The organism is Streptomyces mesophilus (assembly GCF_011044995.1).
GTDB lineage: Bacteria > Actinomycetota > Actinomycetes > Streptomycetales > Streptomycetaceae > Streptomyces > Streptomyces mesophilus.
This window is the reverse complement of sequence record NZ_JAAKZW010000118.1, coordinates 1-24,818: the sequence shown is the minus strand read 5'-3', so window position 1 is coordinate 24,818 and position 24,818 is coordinate 1. Positions and strand designations below refer to the sequence as shown.

Annotated in this window: 24 protein-coding genes; 12 read left to right on the top strand and 12 right to left on the bottom strand. The window is 71.3% G+C overall.

Annotated elements, in window-relative coordinates; genetic code table 11:
- Positions 1-42: 42 nt before the first annotated feature.
- Complete coding sequence (locus G6045_RS24635) at positions 43-2,130, bottom strand: HelD family protein (protein ID WP_328707886.1); 2,088 nt, start codon at positions 2,128-2,130, stop codon at positions 43-45.
- 347 nt (positions 2,131-2,477) lie between these two features.
- On the opposite strand from G6045_RS24635, the gene G6045_RS24630 reads away from it, so the two are divergent.
- The 5 genes from G6045_RS24630 (at position 2,478) to G6045_RS24610 (ending at position 6,480) form a co-directional block, all read left to right on the top strand.
- The gene (locus tag G6045_RS24630) at positions 2,478-2,672 is read left to right on the top strand and encodes a hypothetical protein (RefSeq protein ID WP_165334259.1); all 195 of its coding nucleotides are present in this window, start codon (positions 2,478-2,480) and stop codon (positions 2,670-2,672) included.
- A gap of 223 nt (positions 2,673-2,895) precedes the next feature.
- Positions 2,896-4,044 carry a glycosyltransferase 87 family protein gene (locus tag G6045_RS24625; protein WP_408056357.1) on the top strand — a complete coding sequence of 383 codons (1,149 nt, stop codon included), beginning with the start codon at positions 2,896-2,898 and terminating at the stop codon, positions 4,042-4,044.
- Positions 4,045-4,048: 4 nt separating this feature from the next.
- Positions 4,049-4,405, top strand: coding sequence for a hypothetical protein (locus tag G6045_RS24620; RefSeq protein ID WP_165334258.1), 357 nt, complete (start codon positions 4,049-4,051; stop codon positions 4,403-4,405).
- Between the two features lie 177 nt (positions 4,406-4,582).
- Entirely contained in the window at positions 4,583-5,512 is a 930-nt protein-coding gene (locus tag G6045_RS24615; RefSeq protein ID WP_165334257.1) for an NADP-dependent oxidoreductase, read from the top strand.
- A gap of 29 nt (positions 5,513-5,541) precedes the next feature.
- Positions 5,542-6,480, top strand: coding sequence for an AraC family transcriptional regulator (locus tag G6045_RS24610; RefSeq protein WP_165334256.1), 939 nt, complete (start codon positions 5,542-5,544; stop codon positions 6,478-6,480).
- Positions 6,481-6,504: 24 nt separating this feature from the next.
- On the opposite strand, the gene G6045_RS24605 is transcribed toward G6045_RS24610, so the two are convergent.
- The 3 genes from G6045_RS24605 to G6045_RS24595 form a co-directional block, all read right to left on the bottom strand.
- Positions 6,505-8,151, bottom strand: a complete 1,647-nt coding sequence (locus tag G6045_RS24605; protein ID WP_328707885.1) for a DNA repair helicase XPB — start codon at positions 8,149-8,151, stop codon at positions 6,505-6,507.
- 86 nt (positions 8,152-8,237) lie between these two features.
- The gene (locus G6045_RS24600) at positions 8,238-8,927 is read right to left on the bottom strand and encodes a copper homeostasis protein CutC (RefSeq protein ID WP_165334254.1); all 690 of its coding nucleotides are present in this window, start codon (positions 8,925-8,927) and stop codon (positions 8,238-8,240) included.
- 113 nt (positions 8,928-9,040) lie between these two features.
- A complete protein-coding gene (locus G6045_RS24595; RefSeq protein ID WP_165334253.1) occupies positions 9,041-9,964 on the bottom strand; it encodes a hypothetical protein in 924 nt (307 codons plus the stop codon).
- A gap of 168 nt (positions 9,965-10,132) precedes the next feature.
- Between G6045_RS24595 and G6045_RS24590 the strand changes: the two genes are divergently transcribed.
- Together G6045_RS24590 and G6045_RS24585 are read left to right on the top strand one after the other, a co-directional pair.
- Positions 10,133-12,400: a heavy metal translocating P-type ATPase gene (locus G6045_RS24590; RefSeq protein WP_165334252.1), complete on the top strand. Its 2,268-nt coding sequence runs from the start codon at positions 10,133-10,135 to the stop codon at positions 12,398-12,400.
- A gap of 104 nt (positions 12,401-12,504) precedes the next feature.
- Positions 12,505-13,116 carry a Uma2 family endonuclease gene (locus tag G6045_RS24585; protein WP_165334251.1) on the top strand — a complete coding sequence of 204 codons (612 nt, stop codon included), beginning with the start codon at positions 12,505-12,507 and terminating at the stop codon, positions 13,114-13,116.
- A 75-nt stretch (positions 13,117-13,191) separates the two neighbouring features.
- On the opposite strand, the gene G6045_RS24580 is transcribed toward G6045_RS24585, so the two are convergent.
- From G6045_RS24580 to G6045_RS24570, 3 genes are all read right to left on the bottom strand, one after another.
- Positions 13,192-14,640 (bottom strand): MFS transporter, encoded by a 1,449-nt coding sequence (locus tag G6045_RS24580; protein ID WP_165334250.1) that lies wholly within the window; start codon positions 14,638-14,640, stop codon positions 13,192-13,194.
- Between the two features lie 174 nt (positions 14,641-14,814).
- The gene (locus G6045_RS24575; protein WP_165334249.1) at positions 14,815-15,474 is read right to left on the bottom strand and encodes a maleylpyruvate isomerase family mycothiol-dependent enzyme; all 660 of its coding nucleotides are present in this window, start codon (positions 15,472-15,474) and stop codon (positions 14,815-14,817) included.
- 68 nt (positions 15,475-15,542) lie between these two features.
- Positions 15,543-16,418, bottom strand: coding sequence for a hypothetical protein (locus tag G6045_RS24570; protein ID WP_165334248.1), 876 nt, complete (start codon positions 16,416-16,418; stop codon positions 15,543-15,545).
- Between the two features lie 78 nt (positions 16,419-16,496).
- Between G6045_RS24570 and G6045_RS24565 the strand changes: the two genes are divergently transcribed.
- Entirely contained in the window at positions 16,497-17,150 is a 654-nt protein-coding gene (locus G6045_RS24565) for an HD domain-containing protein (RefSeq protein ID WP_165334247.1), read from the top strand.
- A gap of 7 nt (positions 17,151-17,157) precedes the next feature.
- Positions 17,158-17,700, top strand: a complete 543-nt coding sequence (locus G6045_RS42200) for a GNAT family N-acetyltransferase (protein ID WP_328707884.1) — start codon at positions 17,158-17,160, stop codon at positions 17,698-17,700.
- A gap of 35 nt (positions 17,701-17,735) precedes the next feature.
- Here the strand turns inward: G6045_RS42200 and G6045_RS24555 are convergent, their stop codons facing one another.
- Genes G6045_RS24555 through G6045_RS24545 form a run of 3 tightly spaced genes read right to left on the bottom strand, consistent with a single transcriptional unit; the run spans position 17,736 to position 19,710 of the window.
- Positions 17,736-18,002, bottom strand: coding sequence for a DUF4031 domain-containing protein (locus tag G6045_RS24555; RefSeq protein ID WP_165334246.1), 267 nt, complete (start codon positions 18,000-18,002; stop codon positions 17,736-17,738).
- Positions 17,999-18,376 carry a hypothetical protein gene (locus tag G6045_RS24550; protein WP_165334245.1) on the bottom strand — a complete coding sequence of 126 codons (378 nt, stop codon included), beginning with the start codon at positions 18,374-18,376 and terminating at the stop codon, positions 17,999-18,001. Before G6045_RS24550 ends, G6045_RS24555 begins: the two co-directional genes overlap by 4 nt.
- A gap of 56 nt (positions 18,377-18,432) precedes the next feature.
- On the bottom strand, positions 18,433-19,710 hold the full coding sequence (locus G6045_RS24545; RefSeq protein WP_165334261.1) for a Cmx/CmrA family chloramphenicol efflux MFS transporter: 1,278 nt from the start codon (positions 19,708-19,710) through the stop codon (positions 18,433-18,435).
- A gap of 178 nt (positions 19,711-19,888) precedes the next feature.
- Between G6045_RS24545 and G6045_RS24540 the strand changes: the two genes are divergently transcribed.
- The 3 genes from G6045_RS24540 (at position 19,889) to G6045_RS24530 (ending at position 23,380) form a co-directional block, all read left to right on the top strand.
- Entirely contained in the window at positions 19,889-20,812 is a 924-nt protein-coding gene (locus G6045_RS24540; RefSeq protein ID WP_408056356.1) for a MurR/RpiR family transcriptional regulator, read from the top strand.
- Between the two features lie 65 nt (positions 20,813-20,877).
- Positions 20,878-21,849, top strand: coding sequence for an N-acetylmuramic acid 6-phosphate etherase (gene murQ / locus G6045_RS24535; RefSeq protein WP_165334244.1), 972 nt, complete (start codon positions 20,878-20,880; stop codon positions 21,847-21,849).
- Between the two features lie 40 nt (positions 21,850-21,889).
- The gene (locus G6045_RS24530) at positions 21,890-23,380 is read left to right on the top strand and encodes a PTS transporter subunit EIIC (protein WP_165334243.1); all 1,491 of its coding nucleotides are present in this window, start codon (positions 21,890-21,892) and stop codon (positions 23,378-23,380) included.
- Positions 23,381-23,455: 75 nt separating this feature from the next.
- Here the strand turns inward: G6045_RS24530 and G6045_RS24525 are convergent, their stop codons facing one another.
- Together G6045_RS24525 and G6045_RS24520 are read right to left on the bottom strand one after the other, a co-directional pair.
- Positions 23,456-24,037 (bottom strand): Uma2 family endonuclease, encoded by a 582-nt coding sequence (locus G6045_RS24525; protein WP_165334242.1) that lies wholly within the window; start codon positions 24,035-24,037, stop codon positions 23,456-23,458.
- A 109-nt stretch (positions 24,038-24,146) separates the two neighbouring features.
- Entirely contained in the window at positions 24,147-24,719 is a 573-nt protein-coding gene (locus G6045_RS24520; RefSeq protein WP_165334241.1) for a CGNR zinc finger domain-containing protein, read from the bottom strand.
- Positions 24,720-24,818 lie beyond the last annotated feature (99 nt).

The following is a 24,818-nucleotide window of genomic DNA, read 5'->3' as shown; positions in this document are numbered from 1 at the left end:
GCTCCGCCCCGGACCCCGCATCCGAACTTCGTTCGGATCGCCTCAAACGCCGGCGGGGCTGGGTGTGCCGACGGGGCCGAGTTGCTCAGGCAGAGCCGCCCCGTGCACCACGATCAACCCCGACACCGCACGCGTCAGCGCCACGTACAGCCGCCGCAGGCCGGTGCGTTCGTCCGGTTCGGCGTCGACCACGGCCGACGGTTCGTCGAGGACCACGTAGTCGTACTCCAGACCCTTGGCCAGCGAGGCAGGGACCAGGGTCAGGCGGGTGTCCGGGGTGGTCTCCTCACCGGGACCCAGGTAGCCGAGGCCCGCCGCCTCAAGCGCCGCCGCCAGGACGGGAATCCGCGCGTCCGCCGCGATCAGACCGGTCGAGCCCTCGTGTCGCAGAGACTCCACGCACGCAGCCACCACATCAGCTTCCGACGAGGAGGAGGAGGACGATTCGCGCACGGAACGTACGGACAGCGAGCCGGGCGACTCACGTACCGACGAGACCTCCGCCAGGCCGGGCGCGATCGACGGCAGCAGCCGCGAGGCATACGCGATCACCTCGCGCGGCACACGGAAGCCGGCCGTGAGCTCCTCGATCACGGCCTCCCGCTTACCGAGGTGCATGAGCGCCTCGTCCCAACTCCGCGTAGCCCAAGGGGTCGTACCCTGCGCCAGATCACCGAGCACGGTCGCCGACCCCGTGGTGCAGCGCCGCCCCACCGCCCGGTACTGCATCGGGGACAGGTCCTGCGCCTCGTCGAGGACGACATGGCCCAGGGAGTGCGTACGGGTCACCAGATCCGCCGCCTCGTCGATCAACACCGCGTCCGCCGCCGACCACTTGGCACTCTTCGCCGAACGCGCGGGCTTCGCCCACAGAATCGCCTTCTGCTCCTCGTCGCCCAGCACCCCCTCGGCGTGCGCCGCGAGGAAGTCCGCGTCGGACAGCAGCCGCAGCACCAGCTTCGCGGGATCGACGGGCGGCCAGATCTGCTTGACGGCGGCCTTCACGGCCGCATTGCGCGCGACCGCGTCCTGCACCCGGTCGTCCGGCGCCTCGCCGGCCTGCTCCATCCGTACGAGGACGGCGTGCGCGATCCGCTGCGGAAGCGCCTCGCGTGCGGCGCCGTAGCGGATGTCGCGGTCCAGCAACTCCTGGACGATCTCCTCGAGTTCGTACGCCGGGATGCGCCAGCGCCGCGAGCCGCGCACCACCATCAGCGCCTCGGTCGGCAGGGTGACATGCGAGCGGACCGCGCGGCGCAGCACCTCGGCCATCCGCGCGTCCCCCTTGACCAGGGCCGTCTCCGCCGCGTCGGCCCCCCGCACCTCGACATGCGCGACCAGATCGTCCACGGTCGCCTGCTGCACCTCCAACTCGCCGAGCGCGGGCAGCACTTGCTCGATGTAGTGCAGGAAGGACTTGTTCGGCCCGATGACGAGGGTGCCGGTGCGGGCGAGCCGCTCGCGGTGCGCGTAGAGGAGATACGCGACCCGGTGCAGGCCGACGGCCGTCTTGCCGGTGCCCGGGCCCCCCTGGACACAGACCGTCCCGCCGAGGCCGCTGCGTACGATCTCGTCCTGCTCGGGCTGGATCGTCGCCACGATGTCGCGCATCGGACCGACGCGCGGGCGCTCGATCTCCCGTTGCAGCAGCTTGCTCGTCTGCTCCACCTCTGCCGGGTCGGAGAGGCGTTCGTCCTCGTACGCGGTGATCTCGCCGGCCGTGTAGCCGAAGCGGCGACGCAGCGCGACGTCCATCGGCTTCTGTTTGGAGGCCTGGTAGAAGGGCTGCGAGACGGGCGCGCGCCAGTCGATCACCATCGGGTCGCCGTCGGCGTCGTGCACGTGCCGGCGGCCGATGTAGAACTGGTCGCCCGCCGCACCCTCCGCCTCCTCGGCGCCCACGGTGTGCAGGTAGGTGAGCCGGCCGAAGAACAGCGGGGTGTGCGCGAGGTCGGCGAGCGCCTTGATGCGCTCGTCGATCTGGTGCTGGAGAACGGCCGCGTTGACCCAGTTCGCGGTGACATCGCGGATGTCGAGTCCCTCGGCGTCCTCGCGCATCGCGCGCAGGGCGGCGCGGGATGCGGCGAGATGGGTGCGTTCACGGGCCAAGGGATCGTCGTGCACGGGCACAGCAGGGCCTCCAACCAGGGCGTACGTCACAGGGCGGACCCCCGGTTTCCGGCCGGGAGGCGGCACTCCGCTGGTGCTACGGAGGCGGGAAGCGGGACCCACGGTGGTGCGCTGGGCGGGGTCCGGGCAGACGGAGAAGCTTAGATCACGGGGCCGGGGCGGGGCCAACCCATTTTCCGGGCGCCGTCCGCGCCGCCCTTCCTGGGCCACCTCCGCGCCGCCCACTTTCCGGGCCCCCGAGCCCGCGTCTCTACCCAAAGGCGGAGGCCGTCCCCTATGGGGATGAGGGTCGGGTTCAACCCCAAGGTCGATGTCCGATATAAGGGCCCTCGTCCATCCTTGAGTACATGAGCAGCGCAACCTTCCACCCAGCCCCCGTCCGCCCCGGAACGCCGAGCGGAGCCACCGCGACCGGCGTCCCGCACACCCACCACCTCGGCAACGCCCTGCGGGCCGTCAAGGTCTTCACCCGCGCGGCGATAGACGTGGCGATCCTCGGCGAGTACGCGGAGGACACGGGCGTCGTCCGCCGCCGCCGGTGACCGGCCCGCGCACCCGCCGCCGCAGGTGACCGGCCCGTGCACCCGCCGCCGCAGGTGACCGACCCCTACGCCGCCGCAAGCAATCCCTCCCGCACGGCGAGCGGCAATCCCCTCACACGCCAAGTAACCCTCTCCGTACGCAGAGTGACTCTGCGCTAAGGTCACGCGCGTGATCCGCCGGACTGTGACCTTCCGCTCGCCGACCGTGACCAGCTCGGGCCTTCTGCTCACGGTCTCCGTACTGGCGCTTGCCGCACTCTGCGTGGCCCGGCGCATCCCGATGGCCGACACGCTCGTGTACCGCGCCGAGGGCGCCGCCGTGATGCACGGCACCGATCTGTACGGCTTCACCGTCACCGAGTGGGCCCTGCCCGCGACGTATCCGCCGTTCGCCGCGATCCTCTTCGTCCCGACGACCTGGCTGCCGCTGCCGGCCCTCAAGTTCGCCTTCGTGGCGGGCAACGCCCTGCTGCTCGCCCTGCTGATCCAGCTCTCGGCACGCTTCGCCCGGCTCCCCCTGACCCGCCCGCTCCTGTACCTGGCCGTGGCGGTGGGCCTCTGGCTCGAACCGGTCTTCCAGACCCTGCTGTTCGGCCAGATCAACCTGGCCCTGATCTGCCTGATCCTGTGGGATCTGAACCGCCCGGCGACCGCGCTCGGCAAGGGCTTCGCGCTCGGTGTCGCGGCCGGCGTGAAGATCACCCCGGCCGTCTTCATCGTCCATCTCCTGCTCACCCGCCAACTGCGCGCCGCCGCCACGGCCTTGGCGTCCTTCACGGGCACGGTGCTGCTCGGCGCCCTGGTCCTGCCCTCCGCGAGCGTCGACTTCTGGACCCGCCGCCTCTTCGAGACCGACCGCGTCGGCAAGGCCTGGATCGTCGACAACCAGTCGCTCCAGGGCCTGATCGCCCGCGCCCTCGGCGACCCCGCACCGGGACTCCAGTGGCTGGTGCCCGCGGCGCTCACCGCGGCCTGCGGCCTGTGGCTCGCCGCCCGGACCCACCCCCGAAGCCCCGCCCTCGCACTGCTGATCACCGCGTACACCGCGCTGCTCGTCTCCCCCATCAGCTGGTCCCACCACTGGGTGTGGTGCGTCCCGCTGCTCGCGCTGCTGCTCACCGAGGGGCGCCCGCGGATCGCCCTGGCCGTGGCCGCCGTCTTCACGGCCCGCAGCTTCTGGGTGCTGCCCCACCAGGGCGACCTCGACCTCCGACTCCCCTGGTGGCAGCAGCCCCTGGCCTCCCCGTACGCCCTGCTCGCCCTTGCGGTCCTTGTATGGGCGGCCCTGCGCCTGCGCCGCCCTGAGTACCCGTACTCACCGCTCATTGAGCAGCGCACCGGATCCCCGAAGGCCTCCGTGCCGCTTGGATAGAACCATGACGAACGACGGAGCGACCACGACGAGCACCACCGTCACCACGACCGCCACCAACACGCCCGTCAAGCCCGCGACTTCGCGCGTGTTCGCGGGCGTGGGCATGGCGCTCGTCGCGCCCCTGTGGTTCCTGTGCGTGATGCTCACGCTGATCGACGCGCACCAGGGCAGGGGCGCCGGCGGCCCGCTGATCGACGCCGGTTTCGCCCTGCTCTGGCCGGCCTTCTTCGTCGGCGCCTTCGCCCTGCTCCTGCCGGGCACGGCCGTCACGCCCACGGTGCGCGTCTGGCTGGTCCGCGCCCAGTACGCCCTGATGCTGCTCGCGCCGGTCCTGATCCTCCTGGACGGCGACGCGTAGCCATCGCCTCCTGGACGGCGACGCGTAGCCATCACCTCCGCGCCGTGGACGCTGGGACATCTTTCCGAGGCTTGGGGATATTCAGGCGCTCGCCGGATCTTCCTAGAGTTACGGACATCGAAGGCGCACCGCACTCGCGGGGAGCGCCGATCCGTGGCTGATTCAAGGGAGTTCACCATGCGCGCAGTGCTGCAGCAGTCCTTCGGCGGGCCCGAGGTCCTCCAGGTGACCGAGACGGACAAGCCGGCCCCGCTCGGGGGCGAGGTGCTCGTGCGGGTGCACGCCGCCGGGGTGAACCCGGTCGACGTGGCGGTCCGGGCCGGCGCCCTGCCGCTGCTCGGTCAGCCGCCGTTCGGCGTCGGCTGGGACATCTCGGGTGTGGTCGAGGAGGCGGGTCCCGGGGCCCGGTTCAAGCCGGGGGACGAGGTGTTCGGGATGCCGTTCTTCCCGCGTGCCGCCACCGCGTACGCCGACTACATCGCCGTGCCGTCCCGCCAAGTCGCCCGCAAGCCCGCCGCCTTGACCCACATCGAGGCCGCCGCCGTCCCCCTCGCGGCCCTCACCGCCTGGCACGGTCTGGTCGACGCGGCCGGGATCCGCGAGGGCCAGCGGGTCCTGATCCACCGCGCCGCCGGCGGTGTCGGCCACTTCGCGGTGCAGATCGCCAAGGCCCGCGGCGCCCATGTGACGGCCCTGGCCGGCGCCGCGAACCACGCTTTCGTACGGGAGTTGGGCGCCGACGAGGTGATCGACCACCGCACCACCGACTACACCGAGGCCGCAGGCGACCTCGACGTCGTCTTCGACTCCAGCTCGGAGGGCGTGAACGCGCTGAAGGTCCTCAGGCCCGGCGGCACCCTCGTCAGCATCATGGAGCACTGGAACAAGGACCTCGCCGCACGCATCGAAGCCGCCGGACGGCAGTTCGCCGGGGTCTCCGTCGAGCCCGACTACGCCTCGCTCGAAGCGATCGCCGCCCTGATCGACGAGGGCCGGATCCGTCCGCACGTCTCGCAGACGCTGCCCCTTGAGGAGGCCGCGAAGGCCCATGAGCTGGTCGGTTCCGGGCACACCCGCGGCAAGGTGGTGCTTCAGGTGGCCGCTTAAGCTGCGGGAGAGGCAGAAGGGACGGACACATGGACATCCTCAGCGAGGCCCTGGCCTCCATGCGCACCGGCCAGCCGGTGTCCGTCCGCACCAGCGGCAGCGCCCCGTGGGCCATGAGCCTGCCGCCCGTCTCCGGCTCCGGTTTCCATGTGGTGCTCTCGGGGGCGTGCTGGCTGACTCCCCTCCAGGGGTACGAGGGAGAGCCCGTGCATCTGCGGGAAGGCGATGTGGTGTTCCTGCGGGACGGCTGCGGAGCCATCCTCGGAGATCACCCGGACACACCGCCGCAGGTGCCGCACGACGCGGAGTTCGCCCCGGGGGCGCCGCTCGGGACCGTGCGGGTCGGCGAGGACGGTGGCGAGCGCGCGGATCTGCTCTGCGGCTACTACCACCTCGACCAGGCCCGCCCCCACCCGCTGGTGAGCCGGCTCCCGCGCATCGTCCACCTGCCGGCGGCCGACACCCACTGCCCCGAACTGACCGCCGCGATCGGCCTGTTGCGCGCCGAGCTGGACCGGCCGCGGATGGGGTCGGCCGGTATCGTGCCCGCGCTGATCGACTCGCTGCTCCTGTACATCCTGCGCGCCTGGCACGAGCGGCAGCCCGACCGGAGCGCCCAGGGCTGGGCCGCCGCCCTCGCGGACCAGGCCGTGGCACCGGCGCTGACCGCGCTGCACGGCGACCCGGCCCGCTCGTGGACCGTGCAGGAGCTGGCGGCCCGGGCGGGCCTGTCCCGCGCGGCCTTCGCCAAACGCTTCACGGAGCTGGTGGGCGAGCCGCCGATGGCGTATCTGACGCGCTGGCGGATGACCACGGCGGCCCGGCTCCTGCGGGAGTCCGAGGCACCGCTCGCGGCCGTGGCGACGCGCACCGGATACGGCTCGGAGTACGCGTTCGCCAAGGCCTTCAAGCGCGCGTACGGAAAGGCGCCGGGCGGCTACCGGCGTGAACTGCGGGCAGCCGCCTGACCGTTGGACCTCCCGCAGAAGGACTCAGGCGTCCTTGAGCAGATCGTCCGCGTCCACGATCCGGTAGGCGTACCCCTGCTCGGCCAGGAACCGCTGACGGTGCGCCGCGAAGTCCTGGTCGATGGTGTCGCGGGCGACGACCGAGTAGAAGTGCGCCTGGTGACCGTCCGACTTGGGGCGAAGCACCCGGCCGAGCCGCTGGGCCTCCTCCTGGCGGGAGCCGAAGGTGCCGGACACCTGGATCGCGACGGTCGCCTCGGGCAGGTCGATCGAGAAGTTCGCGACCTTGGAGACGACGAGGACACTGATCTCGCCTTCCCTGAAGGCGCCGAAGAGCTTCTCGCGCTGCGCGTTGGACGTCTCGCCCTTGATGACAGGCGCGTCCAAGTGCTCGCCCAGCTCGTCGAGTTGGTCGATGTACTGACCGATGACGAGGATCTGCTGACCCTCGAACTTCTTGACGATCGCCTCCGTCACCTTCCGCTTCGTGGCGGTCGTCGCGCAGAACCGGTACTTCTCCTCCGTCTCGGCGGTCGCGTACGCGAGCCGCTCGGAGTCGGTGAGATTGACCCGTACCTCCACACAGTCGGCGGGCGCGATGTAGCCCTGCGCCTCGATCTCCTTCCACGGGGCGTCGAAGCGCTTGGGCCCGATGAGGCTGAAGACATCGGATTCGCGGCCGTCCTCGCGTACGAGCGTGGCGGTCAGACCGAGACGGCGGCGCGCCTGGAGGTCGGCGGTGAACTTGAAGACGGGCGCGGGCAGCAGATGCACCTCGTCGTAGAGGATCAGGCCCCAGTCGCGGGAGTCGAAGAGCTCCAGATGCGGGTAGATGCCCTTCCGCTTCGTCGTGAGCACCTGGTACGTGGCGATCGTGACGGGCCGGATCTCCTTCTTCGTCCCGCTGTACTCGCCGATCTCCTCCTCGGTCAGGGAGGTCCGCTTGATCAGCTCGGACTTCCACTGGCGGGCGGAGACGGTGTTCGTGACGAGGATCAGCGTGGTGGCCTTGGCCTGCGCCATCGCACCGGCGCCGACCAGCGTCTTGCCCGCGCCGCAGGGAAGGACGACGACTCCGCTGCCGCCGTGCCAGAAGTTCTCGACGGCCTGCTTCTGGTACGGGCGAAGCGCCCAGCCGCTCTCGTCGAGCTCGATCGCGTGCGCCTCGCCGTCCACGTAACCGGCGAGGTCCTCGGCGGGCCAGCCCAGCTTGAGCAGCGTCTGCTTGATCTGGCCGCGCTCGGAGGGGTGCACGGCGACGGTGTCCGCGTCGATCCGGGCGCCGACGAGCGGGGCGATGCGCTTGGAGCGCAGGATCTCTTCGAGTACGGGACGGTCGGTGCTCGTCAGGATCAGACCGTGCGTGGGGTGCTTGGAGAGCGTGAGCCGGCCGTAGCGGTCCATGGTCTCGGCGATGTCGACGAGCAGGGCGTGCGGGACGGGGTAGCGGCTGTACTGCACGAGCGCGTCCACGACCTGCTCGGCGTCGTGCCCGGCGGCCCGCGCGTTCCACAGTCCGAGCGGCGTCACGCGGTACGTGTGGATGTGCTCGGGCGCCCGCTCGAGCTCGGCGAACGGAGCGATGACCCGACGGCAGGCGTCGGCCTGCTCGTGGTCGACCTCGAGGAGCAGCGTCTTGTCGCTCTGCACGATGAGCGGCCCTGAGTTCACGTAAGCGCCCTTTCCCTGAGGCCAAACGTCCAGTGTGCCGCATGCCCGGGGCATACGGGGGCGCCTCTCGGCGCCCCCTCGCACCCCTACGCGTCGACCGCCGCCCGCCACTCGGCGACCGCGGCCGCCGACACCGGCGCGTCCCAGCCGTGCGGGCGGGAGGCCGAGCCGATGTGGAAGGCGTCGATGCCGGCCGCCTTCAGGCGCGGCACGTGGTGCAGGGCGAGCCCGCCGCCGACCAGGATCTGAGGCTCGTAGCCGGGCTCCCCCGAGCGCGAGGCCTCCGTCACCAGCGTGGGCAGGCCGTCGTCGACCCCGAGCGCCGAGCCCGCCGTGAGGTAGGTGTCCAGGCCGGGCAGGTCCGCGAGCTGCTTGCGCAGCGCGTCGCGGTCGGCCGCGCGGTCGATCGCCCGGTGGAAGGTCCACCGGGCGCCGTCCAGAGCGGCCACGAGGGCCTCGACCGCCGCCATGTCCGGCGCACCGGTCTCGTCCAGGAAGCCGAGCACGAACTCGGTGGCGCCCGCCTCGCGCAGCTCGCTCGCCGAGCGGACCAACGCGTCCACGTCACCGGCCGCGAAACCGTCGCTCGCCCGCAGCATCACGCGCAGCGCGATGTCCACGGACGAGCGGATCTCCAGATAGGTGGCAACGCTGGGAGTGAGCCCGTCGGCCGCCATGTCGGTGACCATTTCGAGCCGGTCCGCGCCGCCTTCCTGTGCGGCGACCGCGTCCTCGGGCCCGAGGGCGATCACCTCAAGGACTGCACGGTTCGTCATGGGCCCACTCCTCACGGATCACCGTCGATCGCGACTTCACTGAGACTTCGCTGAGACTTCGCTGGTCTAGTCCAATCTCAGAGTACGCGGTGATCGGCGCGCTGGGGAGTCGATCAGTGACCGTGCCCGTCACCTTCACCCTCGGGCTCGGCGACGGCCGCCCCGTCCGTGTACACCGTGAAGGCCGCCGTACGCACCTTGCCCTCGTGCTGGAAGTCGAGGAAGAGCCGGTACGCGCCCTTCCCGGTGGTCTCCGCGGTGAAGGAGATGTCCGGCCCCGGCTCGCCCTTGTTCGGGTGCACGTGCAGGTACTCGAGGTCGTCGGCGCGCAGCGCGACCAGGTGGCCGTACGAGCCGAGGTAGGGCTGGAGGTTCTTCACCGGACGGCCGTCCTTGCTCACGTTCAGGACCAGGTCGCTCGCCTTGTTCGGCGTGAGCTTCCCGCTGAGCTTCACCTCGTAGCCGTCGACCTTCGCGACCGCGCTCGGCTTGGGCAGCTCCTTCGGCTTGTACGGTCCGGCCACCGCGACCTCGGCCGACTGCACACTCCCCTCGGCCGCCCCCTTCGCCTTGAAGTCCGCGAAGATCCGGTAACTGCCCGCCTCCGGAAGCTCCACAGGCGTGGACCAGGTGCCGGTCGCGTCCCGCGTCGGGTGCAGATGGCGATAGACGGTGAGGTCGCGCGAGGCGACGATCAGATGCAGCTCCTTGCCGTGCTCGCGCACGTACGAGGTGAGCGGCCGCCCCTTCCCGTCCTCGACGGCGAACCGCAGCTCGCCCTTCCGGTCGGCGGTGAGCCGCGGAGTCTTGAGGCCGATGCGGTACGTGGCTTCGGCGGCCGGCACGTCCTTGTCGGCCTTGTCGCCGGCGTGACCCCCGCTCTCCTCGCCGTGCCCCGCGCCCTCCGTCGCGTGCGCCGACGCCCCGCCCTCCTTCGTGTCGATCACGGGGTCGATCCCGTTGCCCACCGCGTACGCGGTGCCGAAGGTCGCGGCGAGCGCCGTGGCGAAGGCGGTGATCCGGAGTGCTGTGTTCATGGCGTGCTCCTTGGCTGGTCCGGCTCGATGACTCCAATACATACCCCCCTAGGGTATAAAGTCAAGCGCCGCGAGAGCTTGCCCTCGATAGGGGCGGGGGGTATACATGGAGGCGCAGACCAAAATACCCCCCAGGGGTATTGGCGACGAGGCGAGGAGATCGCAGCCATGACCACCGAAATCGACACCGGCCCCGTACAGGCACAGGTCGAGCTGGCCATCGGCGGAATGACCTGCGCCTCCTGCGCCGCCCGCATCGAGAAGAAGCTCAACCGGATGGACGGGGTCGAGGCCACGGTCAACTACGCGACCGAGAAGGCCAAGGTCAGCTTCCGCGAGGACGTGTCCGTCGAGGATCTGATCGCCACCGTCGAGGCCACCGGCTACACGGCCGAGGAGCCCGAGCCGCCGCGCGACACCCCGGCACAGGCGGCACCCGAGGCCGATGAGCTCCGGCCGCTGCGGCAGCGGCTGACGACCGCGGTCCTGCTCTCCGTACCGGTGATCGCGATGGCGATGATCCCGGCCCTGCAGTTCGAGTACTGGCAGTGGCTGTCCCTGACGCTCGCCGCCCCCGTGGTCACGTATGCCGCCTGGCCCTTCCACAAGGCGGCGTGGACGAACGCCCGCCATGGCGCGGCGACGATGGACACGCTGATCTCGGTCGGTACGTCGGCGGCGTTCGCGTGGTCGCTGTGGGCGCTGTTCTTCGGGACGGCCGGGGTGCCGGGCATGACCCACCCCTTCGAGCTGACCATCGCGCGCAGCGACGGCGCCGGGAACATCTACCTGGAGGCGGCCGCGGGCGTCACCGCGTTCATCCTGGCCGGGCGCTACTTCGAGGCCCGTTCCAAGCGCAAGGCGGGCGCCGCCCTGAAGGCGCTGCTCGAGCTCGGGGCCAAGGACGTCACGGTGCTGCGGGACGGGGGCAAGGAAGTCCGGGTCCCCATCGCGGAGTTGAAGGCCGGGGACCGTTTCCTGGTGCGTCCCGGCGAGAAGATCGCCACGGACGGCACCGTGGTCGAGGGCTCGTCCGCCGTGGACGCCTCCATGCTGACCGGTGAGTCCGTGCCGGTGGAGGTCGGCGTCGGTGACGCCGTGACCGGTGCGACCCTCAACGCGGGCGGCCGCCTCGTCGTCGAGGCCACCCGGGTCGGCTCGGACACCCAACTCGCCCGGATGGCGCGCCTGGTGGAGGACGCACAGAATGGCAAGGCAGCGGCGCAGCGCCTGGCCGACCGTATCTCCGCGGTGTTCGTGCCGGTCGTGATCGGCCTCGCGCTGGCCACCCTGGCCTTCTGGCTGGGCAACGGCGCCGGCTGGTCCGCCGCCTTCACGGCCGCGGTCGCGGTTCTGATCATCGCCTGCCCGTGCGCCCTGGGGCTGGCGACCCCGACGGCGCTGATGGTCGGTACGGGTCGTGGCGCCCAGCTCGGCATCCTCATCAAGGGCCCCGAGGTCCTGGAGTCCACCCGTCGCGTGGACACGATCGTCCTGGACAAGACGGGGACGGTGACGACCGGCCGTATGACGCTGCTCGCCGCGCACACCGCGCAGGGCGTCGAGGAGAGCGAACTGCTGCGTCTGGCCGGTGCGTTGGAGAACGCGTCCGAGCACCCCATCGCGCAGGCCGTCGCGGCGGGCGCGGCGGGCGCGGCCAAGGACACCGGGCCGCTGCCCGTGCCGGAGGACTTCGCGAACGTGCCCGGGCTCGGCGTGCAGGGCATCGTCGAGGGCCACGCGGTCCTGGTGGGCCGCACCCAGCTCCTCGCGGAGTGGGAGATCCACCTGCCGGTGGAGCTCGAGCGGGCCCTCGCGGCCGCCGAGGCAGCGGGCCGTACGGCGATCGCGGTGGCCTGGGACGGTGAGGCGCGCGGTGTCCTGGAGGTCGCGGACGCCGTCAAGGACACCAGCGCCGAGGCGATCCGGCGGCTGCGGGACCTGGGTCTGACGCCGGTCCTGCTGACCGGTGACAACAAGGCGGTCGCGGCCGCCGTCGCCGCCGAGGTGGGGATCGCGCCCGAGGACGTGATCGCCGAGGTCCTGCCGCAGGACAAGGTGGACGTGGTCAAGAAGCTGCAGGCCAAGGGCCGTTCGGTCGCCATGGTCGGCGACGGCGTCAACGACGCGGCCGCGCTCGCTCAGGCCGACCTCGGCCTCGCGATGGGCACGGGCACGGACGCCGCCATCGAGGCCGGCGACCTCACGCTCGTACGGGGCGACCTGCGCGCGGCGGCCGACGCCATCCGGCTGGCGCGCCGCACGCTCGGCACGATCCGTACGAACCTGTTCTGGGCCTTCGCCTACAACGTGGGCGCGCTGCCGCTGGCGGCCGCGGGCCTGCTCAACCCGATGATCGCGGGAGCGGCGATGGCGTTCTCGTCGGTGTTCGTGGTGGGGAACTCGCTGCGGCTGCGGGGCTTCAAGGCGGCGTAGGGGCCGGTTCGCCGTTCGCCCGTACCGGGGTGCTTGATCAAGCATCCCGGTACGGGCGATTGGCGTACCGTGACACATACGGAACGACGTGATGAGGAGGCGGAATGAGCGCGCAGCCGGTCGAGGCGGGTCAGCCGACCACCACGTACGAATATCTCTGCGGCCTCGTCGAAGCGGTCGAGGCCGAAGCGGACCGGCGTGGGAACCGGGTACGGGCCGACATCACGAACCAGGAGATCACCGTCCACATGATGTCCCCCTCCAATCCGCACGGCGAGATCGTGATGGAGATCGGGTTCCAGGCCCGCAGCCAAGACCCCACAGTGGTGGCCACCGCCGAGAACCGCATCGAGCACCCGGGGCTCGGCCTCCTGCGCTCCGCAGACCTGCTCCTGCTGACCCGCGAAGCTCGAAACCGGCAGCCGCGGGACTTCGCGACTTTCGCCCCGGACGTCACGGCGGCAGTCGAGGTCGTCTCCCCGTCAAACCCCGGCAACGACTACATCGCCAAGCTCCGCGACTACCCCCGCATGGGGGTCCCCGTCTACGTGATCGTCGATCCACGTGACGGCACCATCGCCGTCCACACCGGACCCGACACGTCGAGCGGCGAGCCTCGCTACCGGGACACCCGTACGTACAAGTTCGGCGACACCGTCCCCGTAGGCGGCTGGACGATCGACACCACACCGTTCCCGCGCTACCGCACCGCCTGAACGCAGACGAGGACACCGCGAACCCCCCTTGGTCCCAAGGGGGGTTCGCGGTGTCCTCGGCACTCGCGCCGCGCGCTATGCGGCGGCCTTCGCGTCCGCGGCGTCCGATCCGGCCGGCGCGTCCACATCCTGTGGAGAGCCGGACGCCGGCCTGCGCATCGCGGCGAGCGTGACCAGACCGCCGGCCGCCGCGATCCCGGCCGCCCCGAGGAACGCCGCACGGAACCCGTCGGTCAGCGCGGCCGCGTCGCCCAGCCGACCGGCGCCCTGCGAGGTGGCGAGGGCCGTGAGGGCGGCGAGGCCGAGGGCGGAGCCCACCTGGTAGGTGGTGTTGACGATGCCGGAGGCGAGACCCGCCTGCTCCTGCGGAGCGCCGGACAGGGCGGCCATCATCGCCGGGATGTAGGCGAGGGACATACCGAGCGCGGCGACCAGCGAGGCGGGCAGGACGTCCACCACGAAGGTTCCGGTGGGCTCGACGGCCGCCAGCCACAGCAGGCCGAGAGCGAGGACGAGCAGTCCGCCGGCGATCAGCGGCTTCGCGCCGAAGCGGGCGAGCAGCTTCGCGGTGATGAGGGTCATGAAGACCATCAGGAGCCCGGTCATCGGCAGCAGCGCGGCGCCGGACGCGAAGGCCCCGTATCCGAGCACCTGCTGCAGGTACAGGTTGAGGAAGTACCACATCGGGATCCACGCGGCGCCGAGCAGCGCCATGGCGAGATTCGAGGACCCGAGGCGCGGTACGCGCCAGATCCCGAGCGGCATCAGCGGCTCCCGCACGTTCTTCTGCAGGACGAAGAACAGCAGCAACAGGGCGCCCGCGCCTACGAGTTGGAGGACCGTGCCGGTCGAGCCCCAGCCGGCCTCCGGCGCCCGGACCACGGCGAACACGGCGAGCGCGAGGCCCGCGGTGACGGCGGCGGCGCCGAGCACGTCCACAGCTCCGCGGCGGCGGCCGACCTCGGGGAGCAGCTTGGTCGCGGCGAGGGTGGCGAGGCCGATCGGCACGTAGACGATGAAGATCCACTGCCAGCTCAGCCACTCGGTGAACACACCGCCGAGGAAGACGCCCGCAGTGCCGCCGGCCGGTGCGGCGGCACCGTACAGCGCCATCGCCTTGCCGAGCTCCTTCGGGTCGTGCGCGAAGAGCATCATCAGCAGGGTCATGGCGGCGGGCGCGATCAGTGCGCCGCCCACGCCCTGCACGGCCCGTCCGACGACCTCGACCCAGGCGTTCTGCGCGGCGGCCGCGACGACGGAGCCCGCGATCAGGACGACCCAGCCGGCGCTGAACACCCGTCGCGCGCCGAGCAGATCGGACAGCCGGCCGCCGAGCAGCAGCAGTCCGCCGAACGCGATGACGTACGCGTTGAACACCCACTGCAGATCGCCCTGCGAGAAGCCCAGGTCCTCCTGCATCTTCGGCAGCGCGACGCCGATGATGCTCGTATCCATGATCACCATGAACTGCGCGGCGGCGAGCACCAGAAGTGCCCACCAGCGGCGCGGATTTGTGGTTGGCATGACTCATCCCTCCCGACTTCCTTGGTACCCCTGGGGGGTATCCGATAGCAACGAGACGGGAAGCTAACACACCCCTGGGGGGTATACAAGACCGGGGGCGGGCAGAACGACGAACGGCGCCGGAATCCCTGGGGATTCCGGCGCCGTTCGTGCGCGTTCGTGCGAGCGACCGAGCTAGCCGCCGAACAGATTCAGCTCCGCTTCCTTCGCGCCCGCCAGTTCATAGTGCGCGCCGATCACCGGACGCCCGGCGATCAGCCGCAGGAACACCGGCGCGGGCCCGATGAACCGGGCCGGCGGCCGCTCGCCCGAGGAGCCGAGGACCAGCGGTTCGTCGCGGCCGTCCAGGTCCGCGTGCACCGGGACCTGCGTCTTGGCGTACGCGAACGCCGCCGGCGTCAGCGCCAGCGCGTCCTCGATCCCGGCCCCGGCATACGCGTCCGGGGCGCCCACGGCCTCCCGTACGTCACCGGCGTGCAGCCACTCGCCGAGCCCGATCACGTCGAAGAGGCCGCCGGCCTTGGCGATCACCGGACCGGCCTCGGTCATCGCGCGCTCGAGTTCGTCGACGACCTCGGTGTGGGACCAGTCGGCACGCTCGGCGATATCGCGGTCGTTGCACGCGGGCGAGAACACATCCGGCTCGAAGCGGCTCTCGACGACCCGCATCAGGGCCGAGCCGCAGTGGGCGATCACATGGCGCACCGTCCAGCCCGGGCAGCAGGTGTACCGCGCGAAGTCGGCGTCCGGCAGGGACCTCAACAGCGGGATCAGGGCGTCGCGTTCGGTCCGCAGCAGCCGTCCGGGCAGCTCCGCGTCATGGGTGTCCGTCATGCGCCGGAGAGTAGGCGCCGCGGCCCGCGTTCACCAGAGACAGGGGCGCGATTCACCGGCCACCGCAGTCATGTCGCACTGGCCCAGTAAGCGGCCTCATAGTCGCCGCCCGGCGCGAACTCGATGGCGACGGGCGGCTGTTCGGGCTCGCCGACGAAGCCGAAGACCGTCGTACGCCGCATCCCCGGGCCGATGCTGCTGTCCCCGCAGAGCACCCGGCTGGGGTACGCGGTCTCGTCGAGCGCGCCCTGCGGCCCGTACGCCACGGCCCACTGCTGGTCGACCGGGATGTCGCGGGCGGAGGTGTTGTGGATCGTGGCCGTGACGTTGTAGCGGCCGGGCGTCGCGGACGCGGCGGTACGGACGGTCACTTCGAGTCCGTTGCCGTACCGCACCCGTGTGCCCGGACCGGCCGGATCCTTCACCGTGGCGGCGGTCCTCGGCCTGAAGTCGCCCGGGGCGGCGCGCAGTTCGCCGTAGAGCAGCGGTCCGATCACCGCCGTCAGCACCAGGGCCACCACGGCGAGCGAGCCGCCGGCCAGCGGGAACGCCCTGCGCGGTGTCCGGGCGGCCCGTTCCCGTCGTACGGCGACCCACGTCGCGTACAGCGAGAGGCCGACGAGAAGCAGCGTGACGAGCGCGAAGTAGGCGAGGTCTCCCACGGAGGTGAGGTCGCCCTCGCGCCCGAGCTCCGGCGAGCCGAGCAGCCGGACGCCCTGCGCGGCAAGGAGCACCGCGGCGCAGCCCACCCAGAAGGCCGCGTGCGAGGCCCCGTTGCGCCGGGCGGCGAGGAGACCCGCCGCCTCGAGCTCTGCCAGCGCGCGCTCGTGTTCTTCGTCCCCCTGATCGTGCTCGTGATCCCCGTGGGCGTCGTGGTCACGGGGATCACGACCGCCCCGACCGTCGTCGTCGCGGTGATCGTCGTCGTACGGCCTGCGTTCCATGGCGCCCCCTGGCCCGGTCCGCTCCACCGGATCTGATGGCCGGTCCATACCCCCTGGCCCAGGCCCTAGGCTGCGTCCATGGCCGACTACGACGAACTGCGCACCCGCTGGTCGGACGCGCTGCACGAGGCCCGGGGCGCGGCGGAGGGTCCCGACCCGGGGCCGTATGCGGAGAATCTGCTGGCCCGCTGGGCCGAACCCCAGCGCCGCTATCACACGCTCGCGCACCTCACCGCGGTCCTGGACCACATCGACGCGCTGGCCCCGCACGCGGACGCTCCCGCACTCGTGCGGCTGGCCGCGTGGTTCCACGACGCCGTCTATCTGCCCGACCGCTCGGAGAACGAGGAGCGTTCCGCGCGCCTGGCCGAACGGGCCCTGGCCGAGGCCGGGTTGGAGCCGTCCGCCGTGGCCGAGGTCGCGCGTCTGGTGCGCCTGACGGTCACGCACGCGCCCGCGCCGGACGACCGCAACGGGCAGGTCCTGTGCGACGCGGATCTGGCGGTCCTGGCGTCAGGGCCCGCCGCGTACGCGGCCTATACGAAGGCGGTACGCGAGGAGTACGCCTTCGTTCCGGACGACGCCTTCCGTACGGGCCGGGCGCAGATCTTGGAGCAGCTCCTCGGACTCCCCCGCCTGTTCCACACGCCGTACGGCGCGGCCGAGTGGGAGCCGAAGGCCCGCGCCAACCTGGGGAAAGAGCTCGCGGAACGCACCGGCGGCCTCGCATAATCACGCGGTGAGCAATGCCATGGATCAACCCGGACCCGTGGGCGAGCCGTCCCAGGACGCGCCCTTCGCCCTGCCGACCCCCGACCTGACCCTCGTCGCCCTCGCCCCGTCGGCCGCGCTCGACCTGGCCTCGGGCGGCACGGGCGGCTTCACCTGGATCGAGGGCGGTCCCGAACAGGGCACCCGGATCGGTGCGGGCCTGATGGCGAAGGCGGCCGCGGACGGCGCGTATGTCCCCGGCTGGGGTACGTATGTCCTGGTCAGGGCGGAAGACGGGCTCGCGGTCGGCGCGATGGGCTTCCACGGCGCCCCGGTCGGTGGCCGCGTCGAGGTCGGCTACGACGTGGTCTCCGCGGCCCGCCGTCACGGCTACGCGACCCAGGCCCTGCGCGCCCTGACGGCCTGGGCCCTGGATTCGGTCCCGGTGGTGTTCGCGCGTACGGACCCGGGCAACGAGGCGTCCCAGCGGGTGCTGGTGAAGGCGGGGTTCGTGCGCGTGCCTTCGGCGCCGGATTCGCCTACGTACGAACTGAGGCCGGCCTCGTCCTAGAGCCTGATCCTCAAGACAGGCCCTCAAGACACCCCCTAGGCCGGCCGCCCCTTGGGCCGGCGCAGACCGGACTCGGTCAGCAGCCGGACCACCTCGCGCGAGGACACCTCGACCGCCCCCGCCCGTACCGCCTCCGCGTAGTGCGCGGAGGGCACGTCATAGTGATCGCGCTCGAAGGCCCGCGGGGGGCACCCGATCCGGGCCGCGAACGCGTGCAGCTCCTCGTACGAGGAATCACTCACCAGGTGCGACCACAGCCGCCCGTGCCCGGGCCAGGTGGGCGGATCGATATAGACCGTCACCGCGTGACCCCGCCGAGCGCCCCCACGCGCGCCACGATCACCCCGGCCTTGGCGCACACCCAGTGCGGATCCGCGCCCAGCTCCGGCTCCACCTCGAGCGCATGCGGATCACCCGAACCGCACACGGGGCACAGCGGCCACCGCCCGTACCGTTCGAGCAGCGCGTCTTGGACGTCCTGCGCTATCAGGCCCGTCACGAACTCCGACCCGTCCGGCCACTGCTCCACCCACCAGCGCCGGTGCGCCACCGCGTCCTCGACCAGCGAGACGACATCGGCCTCGGCCACCTCGAGGGCCATGAGGTCGGCGAGCACGAGGGCGCGTGCCGTGTGAAGGGCCTGCTCCAGGCGTGGCTTGTGTTCCGCGTCGTCCATACCGCCATTGTGCTCCCGGCCCAGGGGCCCGTGCGGACCGCGATCGGAACCGGGCACTAGGAGCGGGCCTCGACGGCCGACCCGGCCGACCCGGCCCCCTCGACCGACCCGGCCCCCTCGACCGACTCGGACGATTCGGCCGCCCCACTCCCGGCCACCTTCCGGGACACCCCGGACCCGCCGCCGCCCCGGCTGCGCTGCACCCTCAGCGCCGCGTACGCCGTCACCAGCGCGGTCACCGTCATCGCCGCCCCGGCCCACGCCGGCGAACGGAACCCGAGGCCCGCGTCGATCACCGAGCCGCCGAGCCAGGGCCCGCCGGTGTTGCCGAGGTTGAAGGCCGCGGTCGTGGTCGCGCCCGCGAGGGTCGGCGCCGCCCCCGCGACGTTGAACATCCGGGCGTTGAGCGCCGGGGCCGTGTAGAACGCGGAGAAGCCGAGCAGGAACGACAGCGCGACCGCCGCCACCGCACTGTCCGCGAACAGCGCGAAGGCGCCGAGGAAGACGGTCGACGCGGCGATCCCGCTGAACATCACGCCGAACAGATGCGCGTCCGCGATCCGCCCGCCGACCGCCGTACCGATCAGCGCACCCACACCGAAGAGACCGAGCACCCACGGCACCCAGCCCGAGTCGAGCCCGGCGACATCGGTGAGCAGCGGTGCGAGATAGCTGAAGGCGCAGAAGACACCGCCGGCCGCGAGCGCGATCAGCGCGATCTGCAGCCAGACGGCACGGTCCTTGTAGATCGCCAGCTCGCGGCGCAGCTCCGGCTTCTTCTCGGGCAGCGGGATCCGCGGGATCAGCGTGACCACACCGACGAGCGCGATCGCGGAGGAGACCGCCACGGCCCAGAACGCCGAGCGCCAGCCGAGGGTCTCGCCGAGGAAGGCGCCCGCGGGAACGCCGAGCACGTTCGCGACCGAGAGTCCGCCGATCATCACGGCCATCGCCCGGGCCCGCTGCCCGATGTCCACCATCGCGATGGCCACGGCCGCGCCCACCGCCCAGAAGCCCGCACAGGCGAGGGCGGCGATGACGCGGGAGACGAAGAGGATCTCGTACGAGGGAGCGAGCGCGCCCATGATCTGGCCGAGGCCGAAGACGGAGATCAGGGTGATGAGCGTGGTGCGGCGCGGCAGCCGCAGCGTCGCCACGGCAAGCAGCGGTGCGCCCACCACCATGCCGATCGCGAACGCGGAGATCAGCAGTCCGGCCTGCGGGATCGTGACGTCCATGTCGCGGGCGATCTCGGGGAGCAGCCCGGAGAGCATGAACTCCGCTGTTCCCAGGGCGAATACGGCCACCCCGAGGGTGTAGACGGCTATGGGCATACGGGTGCGCGTGGCGGGTGCGGGCATGTCAGGTGCGAACAACCGGGAGGCACCTTTCATTCCGTATACAAGGAAGTGCGCGCGGCCCGAGTGACGCCCACCACACATAAAGACCCTGTGATGAACCCGGGACCAAGGGCCTCTTGACGACATAAGGAGCCGAAAATATCTTTCAGGTGTGAGCACTGACCTGAAGGAAAGTTTCATGGGTGGCAGCCAGGCGCCCGCGCCCGCCGCACTCGCGGCCAAGGTGCGCACGCTCGCCCCGTCCATGACGCGCTCGATGCAGCGCGTCGCCGAGGCCGTCGCCGGCGACCCGGCCGGCTGCGCGGCCCTCACCGTGACGGGTCTGGCCGAACGCACCGGCACCAGCGAGGCGACCGTCGTGCGCACCGCCCGTCTGCTCGGCTACCCGGGCTACCGCGATCTGCGCCTGGCGCTCGCGGGCCTCGCCGCCCAGCAGCAGTCGGGCCGCGCCCCGGCCGTCACGGCCGACATCGCGGTCGACGATCCGCTGTCCGACGTGGTCGCCAAGCTCGCCTACGACGAGCAGCAGACCCTCGCCGACACCGCCGCCGGTCTCGACATGACCCAGCTCGGTGCCGCCGTCACCGCCCTCTCGGCCGCCCGCCGCGTGGAGATCTACGGTGTGGCCGCGTCCGGTCTGGTCGCGCAGGACCTCGCGCAGAAGCTCCTGCGTATCGGGCACATCGCGCACGCCCACTCCGACCCGCACCTCGCCGTCACCAACGCGGTGACCCTGCGCTCCGGTGACGTGGCCATCGCGATCACGCACTCCGGCTCCACCGGCGACATCATCGAGCCGCTGCGCGTCGCCTTCGAGCACGGCGCCACGACGATCGCCGTCACCGGCCGCCCGGACAGCCCGGTCACGCAGTACGCGGATCACATACTCACCACTTCGACCGCGCGCGAGAGCGAGCTGCGGCCCGCCGCGATGTCCTCGCGTACGTCCCAGCTGCTCGTCGTGGACTGCCTGTTCGTCGGCGTCGCGCAGCGGACCTACGAGACCGCGGCGCCCGCACTCGCCGCGTCCTACGAGGCGCTCGCCCACCGGCACAGTCCCCGGACCACCCGGTAAGCCCGCTTCAGACCCCGCAATTCCTGCCGCCACCCCCTCACCCGCACATGGAAGAGCACTCCGTCATGACCTCCACCACGCCCGAAACCACCGCCGACGAAGCCGGTGCCGACAGCACGTACGGCGAGCTGCGCGCTCAGCTGGCGACGCTGACGACCGAGGCGTTCCGGCCCGAACTCGCCGAGATCGACCGGCAGTCCACGCTGGAGATCGCGGCCACGATGAACGGCGAGGACGCCTCCGTACCGGCCGCGGTCGCCGCACAGTTGCCGCAGATCGCGGCGGCGATCGACGGCACGGCCGAGCGGATGGCACGCGGCGGACGGCTCATCTACGCGGGCGCGGGCACCGCGGGCCGGCTCGGTGTGCTCGACGCCTCCGAGTGCCCCCCGACCTTCAACACCGACCCGTCCGAGGTCATCGGCCTGATCGCCGGCGGTCCTTCCGCCATGGTCACGGCCGTGGAAGGCGCGGAGGACTCCAAGGAGCTCGCCCGCGAGGACCTGGACGGACTGCGGCTCACCGCGGACGACACCGTGGTCGGCATCTCCGCCTCCGGCCGTACGCCCTACGCGATCGGCGCCGTCGAACACGCCCGCGCGCTGGGCGCGTTGACCGTCGGTCTGTCCTGCAACGCCGATTCGGCGCTCGCCGCCGCGGCCGAGCACGGCATCGAGGTCGTGGTCGGTCCCGAGCTCCTCACCGGCTCCACGCGCCTGAAGGCGGGGACGGCCCAGAAGCTCGTCCTCAACATGCTCTCCACCATCACGATGATCCGGCTCGGCAAGACGTACGGGAATCTGATGGTGGACGTCCGCGCCTCCAACGAGAAGCTGCGGGCCCGCTCCCGGCGCATCGTCGCCCTCGCCACCGACGCCTCGGACGAGGCCATCGAGGCGGCCCTCACCGGAGCGGACGGGGAGGTGAAGACCGCCATCCTCATGATCCTCGCGGATATCGACGCCGCTACCGCGAACAGGCTCCTGACCGGCTCGCACGGACACCTTCGTGCCGCGCTCCAGGCTGCCGCCAACTAGCACCCCGTCCTGAAGTCTTGAGAGCAAGGCACCACCGCACATGAGCACCGAAGACAAGAACCGCGCCACTGCCGCCGCGATCCTGCCCCTCGTCGGCGGCGCGGCCAACATCACCTCGATCGCGCACTGCATGACCCGCCTGAGGCTCGGTCTGCGCGACCGCTCGCTCGTCCAGGAAGAGGCCCTGAAGGCCGTACCGGCCGTCATGGGCGTCGTCGAGGACGACACGTACCAGATCGTGCTCGGCCCGGGCACGGTCGCCCGGGTCACGCCGGAGTTCGAGGCGCTGGTCGCCGAGGAGCGCGAGGCGCACCCGGCCACCGCCGATGAACTGGCCGCGCAGGGCGCCGAGATGAGGGCGGCCAGGAAGGCGAAGAACCAGACGCCGTTCAAGCTGTTCCTGCGCCGGATCGCGAACATCTTCGTGCCGCTGATCCCGGCCCTGATCGGCTGCGGCATCATCGCCGGCCTCAACGGCCTCCTGATCAACCTCGGCTGGCTGCCGTCGGTGACCCCGGCGCTCGCCGCCATGGCCTCCGGCTTCATGGCGCTGATCGCGGTCTTCGTGGGCTTCAACACGGCCAAGGAGTTCGGCGGTACGCCGATCCTGGGCGGTGCGGTCGCGGCGATCATCGTCTTCCCGGGCGTCGCCAACATCGAGGCGTTCGGCCAGAAGCTCTCCCCGGGCCAGGGCGGTGTGCTCGGCGCGCTCGGTGCGGCGGTGCTCGCCACGTACATCGAGAAGTGGTGCCGCAAGTGGGTCCCGGAGGCGGTGGACGTGCTGGTCACGCCGACCCTCACCGTGCTCATCTCGGGCCTGGTCACGATCTTCGGCCTGATGTTCCTCGCGGGTGAGATCTCCACCGGCATCGGTGAAGCGGCCAACTGGCTCCTCGACAACACCGGCGGCTTCGCGGGCCTGGTCCTCGGCGGCCTGTTCCTGCCGCTCGTCATGCTCGGCCTGCACCAGGCGCTCATCCCGATCCACACCACGCTCATCGAGCAGCAGGGCTTCACCGTCCTGCTCCCCATCCTGGCGATGGCGGGCGCGGGCCAGGTCGGCTGCGCGATCGCGGTGTACAAGCGCCTCAAGCACAACACCTCGATCCGCAACACCATCAAGTCGGCGCTCCCCGCGGGCTTCCTGGGCGTCGGCGAGCCCCTCATCTACGGTGTCTCGCTCCCGCTGGGCCGCCCGTTCATCACGGCCTGCATCGGCGGCGCGGCGGGCGGCGCGTTCGTCGGCACCTTCTCGATGCTCGGCGACAAGGTCGGCTCGACCGCGATCGGCCCGTCGGGCTGGGCCCTCTTCCCGCTCCTCGACGGCAACCACGGCCTCGGCATGACCATCGCGATCTACGCGGGCGGTCTGCTGGTCGGATACCTGGTCGGCTTCTTCGCCACGTACTTCTTCGGCTTCTCGAAGCAGATGCTGGTGGAGCTGAACGCTCCGGAGGAGTCGGTGGTCGCGGCATCCGCGACGCCGGCCGGCCCGGCCACGGAGTCGGCTCCGGAGCCTGCGCGGCTCTGAGCACTCCGGCTCTCACCCAAGAGGGCGGCTTCCCTGACTTCGGGGGAGCCGCCCTTTGCCGTGCCCGCCGGGCCGTCAGCCCGGGAAGCTGTCGGTGTGCAAGGTCGTGTCCAGCGAGGGCAGGGCGATCGGCTCCCCGAACGGCACCCGCTCGGAATGCTTGTACGCACCGTTCTGCGGCTCGCTGAACAGCGTCGTCGTCGGGCCGTGCTCGTCGAACCGGTCGATCAGCAGATACGCGGGGACGGGCGCGTGGGCATAGGCCCACAGCTTCTTCGTACGGTCGCCCTTGGCGTTGCCTTTCGAGGTGACCTCGACGACGAGGAGGGCTTCGGCGGCGTCGACCGGGTCGTTGGTGTCCGGGGCGACGTCGAGGACGGCCAACGGGATGACGACGAGGCCCGGGACGTAGAGCTTGCCGAGGGGCGCGATGTCCAGGCCGAGGGTCTGGAAGATACCTAGCTCGTCGGGCAGGTTCTGATACAGCCTGCGCTGTACGACGGCAGCGATCCCGTGCTGATGCAAAGTCCGCGGAGGCAGCAGGATGATCCGCCCTTCGTCGATCTCGGCGCGCCACCCCTCAGGCACATCCAGCCCGCGCCACGCCTGGAGCAGTTGATCCCACTGACGGCCATGGGACAAGATCTCTGCGGTCATCGCCATTCCCTTCCCCACGGGCTGAGCAGACCGAACGTAGATCGACGTATACGCGGCCCGCAGCCGCTTCCCTCAGCGTCCCACGATCGTGTGAGCACCGCACAGACCCTCAGCCTCGCGCGGCTCTGCGGGCCCGGAAGGCCGCCGCCTTGACGCGGCTGCGGCAGGGGTCCGAGCAGAAGTGGCGTACGGCGTTGCGGGAGTTGTCGATGTAGACGCGGTCGCACTGCGGGGCCGTGCAGACGCCGAGGCGTCCGGCGAGGTCGCTGCCGAGGGCGAGGGCGAGGGCGGTCGCGCACCCGGCGGTCCAGCCCACGGCGAGGGTGTCCTCGGCGCCGTGGAAGTGGACCTGCCAGGGTTCGCCGTCGACGCGGTCGAGCTGGGGGCGGGCGCCGGAGGTGCGCAGCAGGGCGTTCACCCGCTCCGCCGCCTGGTCGGTGCGTCCCCCGGCGACCGCGTCGAACACCGCTCTCATCTCCTGGGCGGCGTCCGTGAGATAGGCGGCGTGCCGCGACTCGACCGCGGTGCGGGCGGAGGCGAGCGGTAGGGCTTCGTGGACGGCCCGGGCGAGGTCGTCGCCGCTCGGGGCGGTGTAGGGGCGGCCTTGCCGGGAGCCGTCGGTCAGCGTGTTCACCAGTGAGACGGCCGCATCGAGCAGCGTCTTCACGTGACCATCGAACATCACTTGACTGGTCACTCCTTCGGATCCTAGGGTCCATGCGTCACCAACGATAGATCTTTCGTCGGTAACGGATGACCGGGGGCGGGTGGGGTCTGTCTC

Bases quoted from the DNA above. Each gene is read 5' to 3' on its own strand.
- G6045_RS24550 (WP_165334245.1), bottom strand. From the start codon at position 18,376: ATGGACGACGCGGAACACAAGCCACGCCTGGAGCAGGCCCTTCACACG.
- G6045_RS24615 (WP_165334257.1), top strand. From the start codon at position 4,583: ATGCGCGCAGTGCTGCAGCAGTCCTTCGGCGGGCCCGAGGTCCTCCAG.
- G6045_RS24565 (WP_165334247.1), top strand. From the start codon at position 16,497: ATGGCCGACTACGACGAACTGCGCACCCGCTGGTCGGACGCGCTGCAC.
- murQ (WP_165334244.1), top strand. From the start codon at position 20,878: ATGACCTCCACCACGCCCGAAACCACCGCCGACGAAGCCGGTGCCGAC.
- G6045_RS24575 (WP_165334249.1), bottom strand. From the start codon at position 15,474: ATGACGGACACCCATGACGCGGAGCTGCCCGGACGGCTGCTGCGGACC.
- G6045_RS24530 (WP_165334243.1), top strand. From the start codon at position 21,890: ATGAGCACCGAAGACAAGAACCGCGCCACTGCCGCCGCGATCCTGCCC.
- G6045_RS24545 (WP_165334261.1), bottom strand. From the start codon at position 19,710: ATGCCCATAGCCGTCTACACCCTCGGGGTGGCCGTATTCGCCCTGGGA.
- G6045_RS24610 (WP_165334256.1), top strand. From the start codon at position 5,542: ATGGACATCCTCAGCGAGGCCCTGGCCTCCATGCGCACCGGCCAGCCG.
- G6045_RS24570 (WP_165334248.1), bottom strand. From the start codon at position 16,418: ATGGAACGCAGGCCGTACGACGACGATCACCGCGACGACGACGGTCGG.
- G6045_RS24620 (WP_165334258.1), top strand. From the start codon at position 4,049: ATGACGAACGACGGAGCGACCACGACGAGCACCACCGTCACCACGACC.
- G6045_RS24580 (WP_165334250.1), bottom strand. From the start codon at position 14,640: ATGCCAACCACAAATCCGCGCCGCTGGTGGGCACTTCTGGTGCTCGCC.
- G6045_RS24585 (WP_165334251.1), top strand. From the start codon at position 12,505: ATGAGCGCGCAGCCGGTCGAGGCGGGTCAGCCGACCACCACGTACGAA.
- G6045_RS24600 (WP_165334254.1), bottom strand. From the start codon at position 8,927: ATGACGAACCGTGCAGTCCTTGAGGTGATCGCCCTCGGGCCCGAGGAC.
- G6045_RS24590 (WP_165334252.1), top strand. From the start codon at position 10,133: ATGACCACCGAAATCGACACCGGCCCCGTACAGGCACAGGTCGAGCTG.
- G6045_RS24525 (WP_165334242.1), bottom strand. From the start codon at position 24,037: ATGACCGCAGAGATCTTGTCCCATGGCCGTCAGTGGGATCAACTGCTC.
- G6045_RS24630 (WP_165334259.1), top strand. From the start codon at position 2,478: ATGAGCAGCGCAACCTTCCACCCAGCCCCCGTCCGCCCCGGAACGCCG.
- G6045_RS24520 (WP_165334241.1), bottom strand. From the start codon at position 24,719: ATGTTCGATGGTCACGTGAAGACGCTGCTCGATGCGGCCGTCTCACTG.
- G6045_RS24595 (WP_165334253.1), bottom strand. From the start codon at position 9,964: ATGAACACAGCACTCCGGATCACCGCCTTCGCCACGGCGCTCGCCGCG.